Annotated in this window: 16 protein-coding genes; 10 read left to right on the plus strand and 6 right to left on the minus strand. The window is 63.6% G+C overall.

The features are described 5' to 3' along the window. The first annotated feature begins 116 nt into the window (after nt 1-116). The 5 genes from V1479_RS20950 (at nt 117) to V1479_RS20970 (ending at nt 4,822) form a co-directional block, all read left to right on the plus strand. Complete coding sequence (locus V1479_RS20950; RefSeq protein WP_173194921.1) at nt 117-1,784, plus strand: ParB N-terminal domain-containing protein; 1,668 nt, start codon at nt 117-119, stop codon at nt 1,782-1,784. Between the two features lie 84 nt (nt 1,785-1,868). After that, entirely contained in the window at nt 1,869-2,342 is a 474-nt protein-coding gene (locus V1479_RS20955) for a UCP036055 family protein (protein WP_368804612.1), read from the plus strand. Next, complete coding sequence (locus V1479_RS20960; RefSeq protein ID WP_368804613.1) at nt 2,339-3,217, plus strand: DUF7007 domain-containing protein; 879 nt, start codon at nt 2,339-2,341, stop codon at nt 3,215-3,217. Before V1479_RS20955 ends, V1479_RS20960 begins: the two co-directional genes overlap by 4 nt. A 196-nt stretch (nt 3,218-3,413) precedes the next feature. After that, nucleotides 3,414-3,731 carry a hypothetical protein gene (locus tag V1479_RS20965; RefSeq protein ID WP_173194854.1) on the plus strand — a complete coding sequence of 106 codons (318 nt, stop codon included), beginning with the start codon at nt 3,414-3,416 and terminating at the stop codon, nt 3,729-3,731. 503 nt (nt 3,732-4,234) lie between these two features. After that, nucleotides 4,235-4,822, plus strand: a complete 588-nt coding sequence (locus V1479_RS20970) for a hypothetical protein (RefSeq protein ID WP_173194920.1) — start codon at nt 4,235-4,237, stop codon at nt 4,820-4,822. A 250-nt stretch (nt 4,823-5,072) separates the two neighbouring features. Here the strand turns inward: V1479_RS20970 and V1479_RS20975 are convergent, their stop codons facing one another. Next, nucleotides 5,073-7,559, minus strand: a complete 2,487-nt coding sequence (locus V1479_RS20975; protein WP_173194919.1) for a S8 family peptidase — start codon at nt 7,557-7,559, stop codon at nt 5,073-5,075. Between the two features lie 8 nt (nt 7,560-7,567). Beyond that, nucleotides 7,568-8,545: an AAA family ATPase gene (locus V1479_RS20980; RefSeq protein WP_173194918.1), complete on the minus strand. Its 978-nt coding sequence runs from the start codon at nt 8,543-8,545 to the stop codon at nt 7,568-7,570. Between the two features lie 835 nt (nt 8,546-9,380). On the opposite strand from V1479_RS20980, the gene V1479_RS20985 reads away from it, so the two are divergent. The 5 genes from V1479_RS20985 (at nt 9,381) to V1479_RS21005 (ending at nt 12,588) form a co-directional block, all read left to right on the plus strand. Further along, on the plus strand, nt 9,381-9,566 hold the full coding sequence (locus V1479_RS20985) for a hypothetical protein (protein WP_173194917.1): 186 nt from the start codon (nt 9,381-9,383) through the stop codon (nt 9,564-9,566). A gap of 238 nt (nt 9,567-9,804) precedes the next feature. Next, the gene (locus V1479_RS20990; protein WP_173194916.1) at nt 9,805-10,737 is read left to right on the plus strand and encodes an ArdC family protein; all 933 of its coding nucleotides are present in this window, start codon (nt 9,805-9,807) and stop codon (nt 10,735-10,737) included. Then, nucleotides 10,737-11,678 (plus strand): adenine nucleotide alpha hydrolase family protein, encoded by a 942-nt coding sequence (locus tag V1479_RS20995; RefSeq protein ID WP_173194915.1) that lies wholly within the window; start codon nt 10,737-10,739, stop codon nt 11,676-11,678. The genes V1479_RS20990 and V1479_RS20995 overlap by 1 nt, the downstream gene beginning before the upstream one ends. A gap of 222 nt (nt 11,679-11,900) precedes the next feature. Continuing rightward, nucleotides 11,901-12,047, plus strand: coding sequence for a hypothetical protein (locus V1479_RS21000; RefSeq protein WP_368804614.1), 147 nt, complete (start codon nt 11,901-11,903; stop codon nt 12,045-12,047). 223 nt (nt 12,048-12,270) lie between these two features. Next, nucleotides 12,271-12,588, plus strand: coding sequence for a DUF736 domain-containing protein (locus V1479_RS21005; protein ID WP_173194914.1), 318 nt, complete (start codon nt 12,271-12,273; stop codon nt 12,586-12,588). A gap of 88 nt (nt 12,589-12,676) precedes the next feature. Here V1479_RS21005 and V1479_RS21010 read toward each other — a convergent pair whose 3' ends face one another. The 4 genes from V1479_RS21010 to traC form a co-directional block, all read right to left on the minus strand. Beyond that, entirely contained in the window at nt 12,677-12,943 is a 267-nt protein-coding gene (locus V1479_RS21010; RefSeq protein ID WP_173194913.1) for a WGR domain-containing protein, read from the minus strand. Nucleotides 12,944-13,054: 111 nt separating this feature from the next. Then, a complete protein-coding gene (gene traG, locus V1479_RS21015) occupies nt 13,055-14,968 on the minus strand; it encodes a Ti-type conjugative transfer system protein TraG (RefSeq protein ID WP_368804615.1) in 1,914 nt (637 codons plus the stop codon). Further along, a complete protein-coding gene (traD, locus tag V1479_RS21020; protein WP_173194912.1) occupies nt 14,955-15,170 on the minus strand; it encodes a type IV conjugative transfer system coupling protein TraD in 216 nt (71 codons plus the stop codon). Before traD ends, traG begins: the two co-directional genes overlap by 14 nt. A gap of 4 nt (nt 15,171-15,174) precedes the next feature. Then, nucleotides 15,175-15,438, minus strand: coding sequence for a conjugal transfer protein TraC (gene traC, locus V1479_RS21025; protein WP_173194911.1), 264 nt, complete (start codon nt 15,436-15,438; stop codon nt 15,175-15,177). Between the last annotated feature and the right edge of the window lie 27 nt (nt 15,439-15,465).

Below are 15,465 nucleotides of genomic sequence, written 5' to 3' on the forward strand. Positions count from 1 at the left end.
TCCGGCGCAGTTGCACCGGCCCGTCCGCTCCGCGGGCCGGGGGGGGGTGTCTTCGGCAAGAAGACGAAAAGGGACCGGCGTGGTGCCGGCTCCCGAACCCCGAAAGGAGCATCCCGATGGAAATCAAGCTCGTCGATCCGCGCGCGCTCGTCGAAAACCCCGACAAGGCCCGCCGCTCGAAATCCAATCCCCAGGCCGATGCGCTGCTGCTCGCAACGATCAAGGCGGTCGGCATCGTGCAGCCGCCAGTCGTGGCGCCTCAGCCGGATGGCGGCAACGGCTTTGTCATCCAGGCCGGGCATCGCCGCGTCAAACAGGCGATCGCCGCCGGTCTCGAAGAGATCACGGTCATTGTCGGAGAGGCCGCCGAGGATGGCGGCGCGATGCGTTCGCTCGTTGAAACGCTTGCCCATGAAGGGCTCAATCCGGTCGACCAGTGGCGCGCGATCGAGCGCCTCGTTGCCATCGGCTGGACCGAAGAGGCGATCGCCGTCGCGCTCGCACTTTCGGTGCGCCAGATCAAGAAGCTCCGGCTTCTCGCCAATGTGCTGCCGGCCATGCTCGATCATATGGCCAGGGGCGACATGCCCAATGAAACCCAGCTCCGCACAATCGCGGCCGCCTCGGTCGACGAGCAGAAGGAGGTCTGGAAGGCCCACAAGCCCGGCAAGGGCGATCCGCAGGTCTCCTGGTGGAGCGTCGCCAACGGTCTCTCCAAGACCCGCATGTATGCGCGCGATGCGAGTTTCGACGACGAACTCACGCAGGCCTATGGCATTTCCTGGGTCGAGGATCTGTTCGCGCCCGCCGACGAGGACAGCCGCTACACCACCAATGTCGAGGCCTATCTCGGTGCCCAGCAGGAGTGGATGACGCGGAACCTGCCCAAGAAGGGGGTCATCACTGAGGCCAACACCTGGGGCCAGCCGGAGCTGCCCAAGAAGGCCGAGCGCGTCTACGGCAAGCCCAAGAAATCCGATCACACCGCCATGTATCTCGATCGCGACGGTAAGGTGCAGACCGTTCACTTCCGGATGCCCGAGCCTAAAGCCGTGAAGGGCAACGGGACCCCGGACGAGGATGCCGTCGTGATGCCCAAGACGCGGCCCGACGTTACCCGCAAGGGCATCGAGATGATCGGGGACTTCCGCACCGACGCCCTTCACGAGGCACTCGGCCGTGCCCCGATCGAGGACGACACGCTGATGGCGTTGCTGGTTCTCGCCTTCGCCGGCCAGAATGTCAGGGTGGACTCCGCCAATGGAGGCGGAGACGATTATCACTATGGCAACCGACGGATCGCGCGTCACGCGGCGGCGCTCTTCGACGCCAAGGGCAAGCTCTCCTTCGACATGGAGACCCTGCGCGTCGCGGTCCGGTCCATGCTGATCGAGGTGCTCTCCTGCCAGGAGAACCGGACCAATAGCGGCATCGTTGCTCGCGCCGCGGGCGATGTGATCGGCGCCGACGGCTTTCTGCCGAACATGGGCACGGAAGAATTTCTGTCCTGCCTGTCGCGCTCCGCCCTCGAAGCATCGTGCGAAGGCACGTCCGTCCTGCCCCGGGCCCGGGTCAAGGATACGCGGACGGCGCTGGTCGAGGCGTTCAACGAGCAGACTTTCGTTCATCCCTCGGCGTTCTTCGCACCCGACCGCGACGCGCTCGCCGCGTGGCTCGCGTCCAACACGGTCACCGAGGAGGACGAGGAGCCGGACGGCACGGACGCCGAACCGGTCGACCCGGACCACGACGACAGCGAGGGGTTCCGCGAGGCCGCCGAATAGCCCGTCCTTCTCTTTCGAATGTCTTTCCGCCGCCGGTCTTCCCCGGCGGCGGCTTCGTTTCAGAATCCACAACCGGAGGACATCATGTCCGCACAACTGATCTTTGACCACGTGCCGCTGGGCGCGATCATCCGCTATTCCGACGGCACCCCGCGGCCCCCCGAGCGCCATCGGCGCAAGCTGCGGGCCTGGGAGAGTCGCAACAACACCGGCCGGCTCGTCAGGAAACAGACTGGCACGCGCGTCGGCGAAACCACGATACCGGCCGCGATTACGCTTCATGAGGGGGATTTCGGCAGCAAGGCGGTGATCGTCCTGCGGGTCTTCAAGACCCTTTCGGTCGATAGCGACCTCGCCTTCACTGTGGTCGAACGGCCCGCCATCGGCTCCGTCCTCGTGCTCGACCGCCCCGGCGATGAGGCCGAGCTCGTCCATGTCGCGGCCAACCGTCAGGCCGCCGATGAATGGTTGTCGCGGAATGGCTATCCAAATGCCATGCTCCGTGAGGTGACCGCCGACGAGGCCGCGGCCGATCAGGTCGAGGGGAGGGCGGCATGATCCGTTCTCATTCATCGCACCCTCGGCCGGGCGGAGCGTCGGACCAGTCGGGGGTTCGCTTCGGCATCAGCGCCGAAGGGTTTCCCGTGGCGCGCGTCGATGACACCGCCTTCGCCATGCTGCCCGGACGCGTCGGCCAGTATTTTCTCGCCACATGCTGGTGCGCGCGCCGGCCGCTGGCGGAACTCACGCGCAATGACTTCTACGGGCATGGTGGCCAACTCGCGGACGAGCCGGAATTCAGGGCAAAGGTGCTCGAACAGGCCGAGCACCAGCGCGAGAAGCGCGCGCTCGGCCGCCGGGAAATGCGCTCCCGCGCCTATACGCCGTGGGGACCCTCGCAGGGCGCGACGGTCTTCGCCGAGGGCATCATCTGCCATTCGACAGCCGGACATGGCGGTTTCCATCTCTCGGGCGCCCGCAATGCCAGCGTCGACTCCAGGCTCCGGAAAAAGGACGGCTGGTACGAGGAAGACGCCGAATGGGCGATCGTTGCGATCACCTTCCCGCACCTGTTCACCGGGTTCGAACGGCGATATGCCGAGCAGACCCGGAAGGACTCCTGGCCGGACGCCTGGGAGGCGATCTTCGGAACCGTTCTGCAGCCCGGCGAATCCCGCGAGAAGGATCGCCGGGCCTTCGAGGCGCTACATAGGGGGGACTGGGTTGTCGTCTCGGCAATCAGCTCAGAGCACCACGATGGTTTCGTTGAGGTGGTCGCCACATTGGGTGGAGGCCGTGGCGAGGGTATCGAGCGCCGGCGCTTTCTGGTCCCGGCCGGCGAGTACGAGGTCGGCCGTTTTGGCTTCGTCGTCGATCCGGCGCGCCACGCATCCTATGGCGGGCCCTCGAGCTTTGTCGCCGGGGGGAGGTGATGTCCATCCCATGGAAAGCGATCGCGGTCCGCTTCGGCTGGCGGGCTGCGTTCGGGATGGAGGGCGCACATCCCCGTCTTGTCGTCCAACACACGCGCCATCGCCATCGCTTCACAGGCGCCGATGCCTGGAAGCGCGCGGTGCTCGTCTCGATCCGCGCGCCACGCTTCAATCATCCAGCACGGAGACCCAACCGATGACCACCTTTCTCGTCGCGGTACACATCCTCGTCGACACGCAGGCCGCCAGTCCCCGTTCGGCTGTCGCAGTGGCTTTGGAGAACCAGTTCGACCGTTGTGCAGCAGCTGTTCCGGCGGCCGGCACGATAGTCGATTGGGCCGTCGCCGGCGAAGACCTCGCCGCATCGATGGCACCTGTCGTGATTCCGGCCGACTACACGCCGGGAGCAACACCGTTTCCCGAATGGAGCACCGCGCGAGAGCCAAGCGCGGAAAAACGACCCGGATCTGCCCGTCCAGGCCTCGATCCCGCATGCAAGGCGCCGGTCAGGTGATACCTTCCATACGTCGAAGGAACTGACTCGATCGATACCGTTTCACGGGAGCTCGCTCGTCGGGCGTGTGCGACCGCCATCCTCAGGAGGAATTGTGAGGACAGCAGTGTTCGGCCGCAGGATGCCGGGGTGTCCAGCCTCTCGGGATGACGGGCGGGCGGTCCGGGTCATCGTCATTTCCTTCATGGGTCAGCTTCGGTGGAACGCCACCCCCTGCCGGTCTCCCTTCGGTTTTGGCTTCGGTCCTAAACCGGCGGCCGGAGCCTTCAAGGCCGCTGGCGCGCCGCGGAGCGGCCATGCGCACCAGCCTCGACAAACCAGCCCAGCGGGACGGCGCGAGGGCAATATGCCCTGCTTGCCCGCAAGGCTAGTCCGCTCGGCTTTGGTCCGCACGGACCCTGAAGCCTCCTCCTTCCGCCGGTTTTTCCGGACCGCGCCCGAAGGGAGGGCCGGCAAGGGCCGGCTCGAGCCTTCGGCCAAACCATGAAGGAAAGGACTCTCACATGACCAGAACCGCTCGTTCCAGCCGTCAATCCAGCAAGGTCGTCCAGCTCCGAAAGGGCGTCTCCCTCGAAATGGTACGCCTCTCCTGTCCCGACAGCGCCCAGGCATCCCTTATTGCCGAAAGCTTCGGCCTCCCCGTTATCGACAGCGACGGCATCCGCCATCTCCATCGCAAGGTCATCATCGACACGGCCGACTCCTTGAACGAAGGCCTCGGCGAACGGGCCATGCAGATCCATCTCCAGCGGATCGTCGGCTCCTATGTCGGTTCAGCCCACGGCGCCGGGCAGTTCTATTCCCGGTCGGTCTCGGAAGCCCGCGACGCCACGGCCAGAAACGCCAACGACGACCGCGACGCGGACCTCGACGGTCCTGTCGGTTTCGACAGCGCGGCCCAGCGCAAGCGCGAATTCGCGGCCGACATGGGCATTCAGGCCCATGCGCTCCGTTGCGCAGCCGAAGGTGTGGTGGCTGGCTACGAAGAGGTCGTCGGCGAAGCCTGGAAGCCCTTCGAACGCCATGTCGAAAACCCCGGGCAGACCGTCGATCGCAAGGCAGCCGAAATGCAGATGGCGGCCCTTGGCTGAGCGGCTCGGGCGGAGCTCCGGCTCCGCCCATCAAAACAGGTCCGCGTGTATTACCGTTCTATGGCCCCGACCCCGATCAGGATTTTGATGGCGTGTAGCACATCAGATTCCTTACGTTGTGAACGACGATGCAGGCTATGATGAACGCACTCTTGGTGCGGCAAGCTCGCCCACAACTTCCGGTCCGCTGTGGCCCTCGCAAGCCTCATCGCGTTCTGGGTTAGAAGAGATTCGACCCTGGCTCGCCATCTCAGGCCGTTTCCACTTCGACGTCTACGCCGATCGCATTGGAGATTTCGGTGTAGAGATCGATGGTCGTCTGCGCTCGCAGGGTAAGAATGAGGGCATAGCGCACTTCCCTGTCATAGCGTTCGAGACGCTTTTTCTCACGCCACCAGCCGCCGGTCGGATAGACCGCTATGCCGTGGCGATTGGCAAGGTCGGCAGCCGTACCCTCCCAAACGTCCGAGTGAAGGGAGCCCCGATCCCGAAGGCGCGGCCCCAGGACCCATCCATCGTCCTGTCCACCGCCGTAAGCGCCATCCTCCTCTTCACGCGCGGCCGCATTGATGCGTCCACGGAAGGTATCCACGTCCTCTTCGGGCCGCTTCACAGCAAAACGAAGACCGTGCGAGGCGTAGCGGTGGCGTTTCGTCCAGCCCCGCTCTCCCGGATTTGGCTCAATGAAATAGCTCAGCGTCACGCGCAGCTCGACCTGTTCCTCACCGAGGCCCTCCAACGTTTCCACCGGCCACGGCAGATCGTGGAAAATCATGTCGCGTGTCTTGATCGTTGAGCCGTCCAGGAAGAAGGGCTGCATCGTATTCTCGATCACAAGCGTGACATCATTGTTCTGGCTACGGATCGCCCTGGCCAAATCAGGCACGCCGTATCCGTAACGGCGCAGCAGCACGCGTTTATGATTCTGTTTCGGATTAACCGGAAGATGTCCGCGCATGGCTGGAGTCCAGTCAGCGGAATGAACAATCAACCCCCTTACCGTTTCGGGCCAAAGCTCCTTCCGGTCGGCCAAAACCTGCGCTGCCATGCGAGAAGCTAGGGCAGTTGCAGCGCTCGTGTCCGCGATGACGTTGAAGTAACCGGCCTGCAAACGATTGTTCGTCGTCAGCAAGGTAAGATCATCCAGATGATCGCTGTCGCCGTTTGCAGGGTTGACGCCGTAATTGCCACCCTCGAAGACAACATCCGGCTTGATCGGCCACTCATGTTGCCATGGCACCGATGTCCGGCTGAGTGGCGAAAGATCGCCTACAGCGGCCAGCGGGCTCCAGCCGGCAAAGGTCGCATCGGTGATGGTGCATTTTTCAGTCACCGCCCCCACCGTCAGCACGTTCCACGCCTGTGCCGGGCTTTCGATCGGCGCCGCATCATTCTGATCGAGATACTCGGCTGCCGGATAAAGGGCGTTCACGTTGCCTGCCGAAACAGCAACGATGCGCTGAACTTCTCCTTCGCCATAGGCCAACTCATCAAGCGCCGCAGACCATGAAGACGGACGCCCGCGCCAATGATCGCCCGCACTGGTGACGGCAAGACAGAACACCCGCGAACGTTCCGGTGCTTGTATTTCGGCGCGGCTGATCGCTTCCGCCGTGATGTATCCGTACAGATCGGGATCATTGCCGCCTTGGTCCGGCAAGATCTTAACTGACTCCAGCGCGTGGCTGAGGCTGATCGGATCGGCACTGACAAGCGGATTGGTAAGGTCCCCATACAGGGCAAGACCGCTCATTTTCGTTCCGTGTCCCCGCCATGTCGGGCTCGTGTCCTCCACCGGCCAAACCCCGTTCCATGACTGTTGGTCTCCTGCATCGAGGACCGGTTCAATCAAGGGGTGAATCCGCGTCGAACCGGAGTCGAGAATGCACACTGATGGCGCGTCCGCATCAGGCACTTCCAACCGGTCGGTTAGTTCGTCACTCCAGTCTCGCTGCTCAGCAGGATCCATCGCCAGAAATACGGATGGCGTATCTCTTGCGAGCCGGAGTTCGGCAATAGCGTCGGTATTGGCTACGATCATGCCGATCTGATTGGGCGTCGCGAGCACGAGCACGACCTCGCGCTCGGGGAAGCGAACGACATGCTCTCTCAGCACGATGTCGAGAATGTTCGCCGCATGTTCAAGGATGGGCCGGCCTCCCGTGCGCAACCAGACTTCCCACCAGGCCTGCTGTCCTGCCGCCGGAAACAGCTGAATGTCATCGGTGAAGAGCGAGCGGGCATGAGCAAGCCGCACGTCTTCCAAGGAAGCGACAAGCGGCTGGTTCTTGGGCTTGCCTGTTGGCGTCTCCTGCGTCCTATAATCTTCGACCTTCTTGAGGTAGAGTTCCCGCTTGGCCTCCGGAACGAACACCGTGGCCGACAGGCGCGTTTCCGGATCGGCCTCTGCGGGCCGCACAGCCACCAGCTCGATATGATCCTTGCCACGCTTGTCTTCGAGCTTGTCGAGCAGCGCACGCTGCTCTTTGCCTATATCGAATTCGAGATAGAAGCCGGCCTGCCCGCCGGCAATATCCGGATTGCGCGCTGCGGCCTGCTCGGCTGCGGCGGCAATCGCGGATGTCAACGCCTGTTCCAGCCGAGCCGCATGCTGCGCGCGATTGCGCTCCGGAAGCACAACTTCACCGCCTCCGCCTCTTGGCCACGTGAACTGCTCCCGCCGCCCGTTACCGGTAATATAAATGTGCTTGAGATTCCGCTGTTCCCCGTTCGGCATCAGTACCGTTACCTATGCGCTGCCGAACCCCGCTCCTGTATGGAGACTGACAAGTCCTCGTCGGTGACATTGCTGCGATCGGCCAGTATCGCCCGCTTTGCGGCCTCGTCAGCCGCGCGGGAGATTTCGGCCTGGCTTAGACCCGCGGTAAGCTCGACAGCCTTGCCCCAGTCAAGCTTATCGGCTTCAAAACCAACCAACCGCGATTGAAGAATCTTCAGTGTCACACCTTCGTCGGGGAGGCCGTACTGGATCACGTCGTCAAAGCGCCGGAACAGGGCTGGATCGAGCAGTTCCACATGGTTCGTGGCGGCGATGATGAGGCTGTCGCTGTCGTCTTTCTCCAGAAACTGGAGAAACGAATTCAGGACGCGGCGGATTTCCCCGACATCATTGCGCTCGGATCGCCGTGAACCGATCGCGTCGAACTCATCAAAAAAGTAAACACCACGCGTTTCGGCCATCGCGTCGAATATGATCCGCAGCTTGGAGGCGGTCTCGCCCATGAACCTTGTAATCAGGGTGTCGAAGACGACAGTGAAGAGCGGCAAATGCAACTCGCCGGCCAGGGCGCCGGCGGTCATGGTCTTTCCGGACCCGGGCGGGCCGACAAGGAGAAGCTTCCGCCGCGGCTGTAATCCGCGCTCGACCAGCTTGTGCTGCTGGCGCTGCTCGGTAAGCACTCTCTTGAGGCGCAGCTCCAGTTCGTCGGTCAAAGCCATGCTTGCAAGCCGCGTCTCTGAAAAACTGACCGATACCAGCGCGGCGAGATCGCCTTTAGGCTGTGCGATAGGAACCGGCCTGCGCGCCCGCTCGACCTTGCCGCTGCGTGCCTGATCGACGAGCGCCCGCAATTGCTGAGCAACCTGGCCGTGACCTTTGCGCGCCTCATGGGCAGCCGCCTGCATCGCGATGGACAGGAACTGATCGTCATCGCGAGCGATGTGGCTCTTCAGGAGCGCTATGAGATGCTTTGAGGCCGTCATATCCGGTCCATTGCGTTAATTCGGCCATACGTCTGACAGGAACGGGCCGCGAACACGATCAGCCGACTGATGTCGCAAAACCGCTTGCCGCGCAAGCGCGGATCGCGGTCTGGTATGTCTATTCGGCTCCGGTTGTGCATCATATGTAAAATCTGATTCCGCGCGACTAGTATTGTATCAACGCCTTACAAATAGATATTAAAACATCGTTGCCTCAAAATCCGAATATAAGAAGTTCACAAGACGCTGAGCATGCGGCTGGGGCTACTGTTATCCGCAGCATCCCGGTCATGAAGTCCCCGACACCGCTCACTGAGAAATGGAGCGATCCCGCGCGCAGTGCCAAGTCTTGTTCGTAAATGGCGCCGGACGAGATTCGAATTCGCTCTGTATTTCGAAGGCAGGCAAATGTCTTCGGTCCGAGCCTCGCTCCCGAACGGCCGCCGGTCCGTTCACGGCGCCACAGACGAGGATCGATGTGTTGTTCCGGGCATCGAAATGTCGGGCCAAAGCGCTCCTCTCATTTGAGCGCCACACGTCAGCTCTGAGACTGACGCAGTGGTCGGGCAAGCAGGGTACCGCCTGAAGCGCCGGTGCCTGCCCCCTGCACGAAAACGCGCAGCATCGGGCTGACCCCCTGAGGACGATCCAATCCCGCTCTTCAGGGATGGCATTCCTGGTGCGGCCGCGGAACTTCCACGATCAACCCATAAAGGGTCCGCTAGCGAAGCTGCGGCCGTTTGGCTGACGCCTGCACGGTGACCGCGTCCGCTTGCCGCACACTGACGGAGCCATCAGAGCGGGAATTGGCCCGCTCCAACGATGGAGCCCTCGGATGTCGCACGATCTTTCCCTCGCCCAGAACCACGCCTGGACACTCGCCCGCACCCTGATGACCCCGGTCGTCCTTTTCCAGTCCGACGACGCGTACCGGGTACTCCCCGCAGATGAAGTCGAGGACTGCGAGGTCGACATTCTTTTCGAGTACGATCCCTACACCGGTGGACACGCGGTCCACTGAACCGACTCTCGGTTTACCTTCCGCAGCGGCGGCGCCCGGCGCCGCCGTCCCTTCTTTCTTGAACCGCCCACGGCCCGTCCCTGCCGGTGGCCTGGGCGGAGCCGGCCGCGCCGGCAACGGCTTGCGCCGTCCTCCCCTTCGGTCCGGCCCTGCGGGTGCAGGCGCGCCCTGAAGCTCCGCCTGAACCGGCCCCGTGACGGGGCCGCGATCGGCGCGGCCTCCAGATACGGAGGCTGAAATGAGCAGGAAAGAAAAGGGCGCGAAGTCCGATATCTACACGCGCATCACGGAAAAGATCGTTGCCGATCTGGAGAAGGGCGTGCGGCCATGGGTGAAACCCTGGAGCGCCGGCCATGCCGACGGACGGATCACCCGGCCGCTGCGCCACACCGGTGAACCATACACCGGCATCAACGTGCTGTTGCTGTGGTCGGAGAGCCTGGCGCGCGGGTTCACGGCACCGCTCTGGATGACCTATCGGCAGGCGGCACAGATCGGCGCACAAGTCCGCAAGGGCGAAACCGGCGCGACGGTCGTCTATGCGAGCCGGTTCACGAAAACCGAGACGGACGCGCAGGGCGAGGAATTGGAGCGCGATATTCCGTTCCTCAAGACGTATACCGTCTTCAATTGCGATCAGATCGACGGACTTCCCGATCACTATTACCACCGACCCGAGAAGGTCATCGATCCTGTCGAGCGGATCGAACATGCCGACCGGTTCTTCGCCAATACTGGGGCCGTGATCCGGCATGGCGGCGCCCGGGCATTCTACGCGCCGGCAAGCGATCATATTCAGATGCCGCCCTTCGAGGCCTTCCGGGATGCTGAGTCCTATGTCGCCGTGCTCAGTCACGAGACGGTCCATTGGACCTCTAGGCCCGAGCGGGTTGGCCGCGATCTGAGCCGCTACGCCAGGGACAAGACCGAGCGCGCGCGCGAAGAGCTCGTCGCCGAGATTGGCTCGGCACTGGTTTGTGCCGACCTCGGCATCGTTCCCGAACTCGAACCACGGCCGGACCATGCGTCCTATGTGGCGAGCTGGTTGCGCGTCCTTTCCGACGACCGACGGGCGATCTTTCAGGCCGCCGCCCATGCGCAACGGGCCGTGACTTATCTGCACGGTCTGCAGCCCTCCGCCACCGGCACGGGACAGTTGGAGGCGGCCTGATGCTTTCCTTTTCGAATGCTGCTGCGGAGGGTATCAAGCCCTCCGCCATCCGGCTGCGCGTGCTATCGCTCGGCGCCGGCGTCCAATCGACCACCCTGGCGCTGATGGCCGCCCATGGCGAGATCGGCCCGATGCCAGATTGCGCCATATTCGCCGATACTGGCTGGGAACCGAAGGCGGTCTATGACCATCTAGACTGGCTGCGCTCGCCCAACGTGCTGCCGTTCCCCGTCCACGTGGTTTCGGCGGGCAACATACGTGATCAGCTCATAGGAGCGGCAAAGGGTAAACGCTGGGCATCGATTCCGGCGTTCGCCAAAAACGTCACCCCGGTGGGATCCGCCGTGCCGGTATTCGACATGGATGCGGCCGGTGCGCTCGTCGAGGTCTCCACACGGCGCACAACGCGCGACACTGTTTCCATCGGCATGATCCGGCGTCAATGCACCACGGATTTCAAGGTCGTGCCGATCCGCCGCAAGGTCAGGGCGCTTGCGGGGCTGACCCGCAAGCGCTCGCCTGGCCATCCCGTTGTCGAGCAATGGATCGGGATCTCGCGAGACGAGATCATGCGCGTGAAGCCGAGCCGCGAAACCTGGCAGGTCAACCGCTGGCCGTTGATCGAAATGCGGATGAGCCGGCGGGACTGCCTCGCCTGGCTGCGCCGCAACGATTACCCTGAACCGCCGAAATCGGCCTGCATCGGCTGTCCGTTTCACGACAACGCGCGCTGGCGCGCCATGCGCGATCATGATCCCGATGCCTGGTCGGATGCGATCGAGGTCGATCGGGCAATAAGGACGGGATTGCGTGGAATTCGGGGAGAGGTCTTTCTCCATCGGTCCGCCGTTCCGCTCGACGAAGCCGATCTGTCGACGCTGTCCGACCACGGGCAACTCGACCTGTGGCCGAACGAGTGCGAGGGCATGTGTGGTGTCTAGGCAGCCTTCGATCTTTTCGAATGCCGTCAGGTCGCGGGGTATCGTGGGCCTCCGGCTGCGGGCTTCCAGCGGATGCCAGAAGCGTAACTCTGCCGAGGCTGATTCACCAGCGGAGGACGGTCAGGGCGATGGTTATGTGCTTCGGCCGACTGCTCACGGCACCGCTCGTCGTGCGCGCGAGAACGAGCGAATGGAGCCCGTTTGCAGGGGTGGCGGCCTGCCGTGCACGTCGCCGACGCAGAGCGCGCGATTGATCCCACCGACGATGTCGCGGAAGCGCAATGGCTTGGGGCCGGGCGCCATGGTCGTGTTCCCTTCACGTCGATGTCCTGGAGCTCGCCCGGCGCGGTCTCGATGGGGCATGTCTGACCGGGAAATCGGCTCCGCCTCGCCCGGCATTTCGCAACGCCCGTCCGGAACTTTCTTCCCCTGCGAACCTGCGTTCGCATTCCTCGCGCAAAACAAGAAAGTTCCTACCGGCCGTCCTCCATTTCATTGCGGCCTTCCAGGTGCGCGCCGGTCGTTCCCGATCTTTTCGACAGCCATCGAGACCGCGATGGGCGCGGCTCGGAATTTCGAAAGGAACACGACAATGGCCAACATCGGCACCTTCACCACGACCCGGAACGGCTTCACGGGTGCGATCAAAACTCTAACGCTCAACGTCAAGGCCCGCTTCGAGCGCGTCGAAAACCCTTCCGAGAACGGACCGCATTTCCGCATCTTCTCGGGTGCAGTTGAGCTAGGTGCGGCGTGGCAGAAACAGGCCAAGCAGACCGAACGCGACTACCTTTCGGTCAAGCTGGACGACCCGAGCTTCCCGGCTCCGATCTACGCCACCCTGATCGAGGTGGAAGGCCAGCAAGGCGTGCAGCTCATCTGGTCCCGCCCCAACGGCAACCGGGACTGACCAGGTCCCCAACGGCCCCGCCGAGACGGCGGGGCCATTTCTGCGTCGACGAACCGACGGCCGCCAGATTCGAGGCCAGTCGTCCACTTCACTCCCGCCTTCCTCTCCGCGAGGCATACGGGTCGAGATAGCCCCGGCGCCGCTTCCGGCGTTCGAGCCTCGTCATCGCATCGCCGGCCTCGGCGGGCGTGTCGAATGTTTCGATCATCGACTGGCCGCGCGTTCCGATCCGGCCCCAATCGCGCACGAGGGACGCTCCTCCAAACAATGTGGGCTGAACGGAAAGGCTGTAGAACCGGCGCATGTTCTGCGACGGGTCGATGCGGCGAAGATGAACCGGATGGAGTTCGTTCATGTCCGGAAGTCTCGCTCGACGCGAAGGCGTCGTCCAACGCATTTTCTGAATCGATCAAGGCTGATCGATTCATGCCGTTGATGCCGACAGCTCTTCGCGAACCGTTCTTGGCTAGGTCCGCTGAAATCGGTTCTGTCCGACGACCGAGATCATATCTTCTCGCCGGAACCAGATGGCGCGGCCGCATCTGAGTGGCGGATTGCCGGCCGTGAAGACGATCTGTTCATCGGCACGCATCTGCAGGACCTCCTCGGGCAGGATCAGCGGCCGCGCGGAGAGCTGCCGCGAGCGCGTTCGAGACGATCCCGACATGCGCGACGTCCGGCTGAGCTGCTCCACCTCGACCGTCGTGTTGCCGCAGCGCCGCGAGATGTAATCGGCGGTCTCCGGGTCATTGATTGCCGCAAACGAGATCCACGAGGCGGACTCGAACCATTTGCTCGATGCGTCCCGCCCACCATAGGTCTCACGCATCTGGCCAATGGACTGGAACAGGAGCAACAGGCTAATGCCGTATTTGCGGCCGGCGTCCCGAGCGGTTTCCAGGATGCGGAGATATCCCAGCCGTGCGACCTCATCGAGCAGGAACAGCGTACGGCCCTTCATCTCGCCACTCCGGTTATAGATTGCGTTGGCCAGGGCGCCGATGATGGTGCGCGCCAGGCCGGGATGCGCTTCGAGCGTCTTGAGATCGAGATTGAGGAACACGTCGGTGTCGCCGTCCGCCAGACCGTCGGTCGAGAAGCTGTTGCCCGATACCAGCGCGGCATAGTTCGGATAGGAAAGCCAATGCGTCTCCTTGACCGCATTGGCATAGACGCCGGAGAACGTCTCGGGCGTCATGGCGATGAAGGGGGCAACGTTCTCCTTGACGAACGCGGATTCGGAATTGTCGTAGATCAGCTGTAATCGCTCACGCAGCTTGGGCTCCGGCTCTGATAGGTTCGCTCGCATCTGCCGCAGATGCTGGTATTCCTTTTCCGTATGTCCCGACAGGCACACATCGGCGATCAGAACGGTAATGAGCTGGAGCGCGGACGCCCGAAAGAAGTCGTCGCGGATCGAAGCCTGGCGGGCCGTGTCGGTCACGACCCAGGTGGCGACGGCCACCACGTCCTCCTCCTTTGTTCCGCCGAACCGCCCAATCCAGTCAAGCACGTTGAACCCGGTGCCCGGCTCCTTCGGGTCGAGGACGAAGACCGATCGGCCGGCCTTGCGCCGGTGCCCGATCACCATCGGCGCGACCTCGTTTGATGGATCGAGCGCGACGAGCCCTCCACCCCATTTGAGCGCCGTCGGAACGGTGACCGAGGTGGTCTTGAAGCCGCCCGACCCGGCGAAGACCAGCCCGTGCGAGGAGCCGAACGAACCGTCGAAGCACAGCAGCGGCGACTTTCCCCCAGCACCCCATGTCTCGCGGCCGTCAGCGCGGAAACCGCGCTCGCCGCCCGCTCGTCTGTCGACGCGGCAGGCCTCGCCGACCACGATGCCGCCGGCCTCGGGAAAGAGGCGCCGGGCAGCAGAAATGGTCATCCACTCGCTCTCCCCATGAATGGCACGTTTGCCTCGGACCCGGCGGGGCGCAGCTGCCGCGAAGGCGGCATCGCCGCGCATGGCGACGCGCAAACCAAAGACGCCGGCGACCGCCGCGACGACCGCCCCCGTCAACGTGGCGGGATCGGTGTATTCGATAATAGATGTGCCTGGCGGCACCGTTGCGGCGAATGCGGCGAGCCGGCCGATCTCGCGGACCGCGGCGATTGTGATCACCACCAGCGTGCCGGCGACGACCCCCCAGCCCGCAAGGGGGATCGAGATCGCGCCCCTGGCCGCAAAGAGAAAGACGACGCCGGCCCCGCCTGCGACCGCGTAGGGCAGCGCGATGCCGATCCGGTCAAGCATCAGGCGCGCGTCCGGCGTGCGGGCGAAGCTTGCGAGCCAGTGCTCCATCCCTGTCAGGGCGAGGCAAGCCCCCGCCATGACGATGACCGGGGCAGCGACCATGGCGAGCTTAGTCGGGCTCATCGGCGAACGCCTTCATCCCGATCGCCATCAGGCGCGATCGCTCGGTTTGGTCGCTCTTTATCCGGCTCGCGCCGTCGATGAGGAGGCCGAGCAGGAGAGCGCGCTTCTCGTAACGAAGCCCGGCCTTGGCGATCAGCCCGCCGAGTTGGATCTTCTCGCGCGCATCCTTCTTGCGCGCCTCTGACTGGCTTGCCTGTCGCATCCGCTCAAGCCTCGCCAGACGGCCCCTGAGCCGCGCCAGGCGCGGCCGGCGCCGACGCTGGCCTGGCCGCCCGTCCGCTCCCCTTGCGAAACCGGACCGCGACTTCCTCGAGAGCGGACACGAGCGCGCGCTCCTCAACCTCGATATCGCCGAGACCGGCCTTGAGCGCGAGCCGTCCGATGCGCTCGGCTTCGCGCGTTTCAGCCTGCTTGAGCTGCTCCTGCAGCTTGGCGATTTCTTCCCTGATCTTCGATGACGGCTTCTTCATTCCGGTAGCTTTCCTTCTCGACCATTC

This window comes from Neoaquamicrobium sediminum (assembly GCF_040970315.1).
Classification (GTDB): Bacteria; Pseudomonadota; Alphaproteobacteria; order Rhizobiales; family Rhizobiaceae; genus Aerobium; species Aerobium sediminum.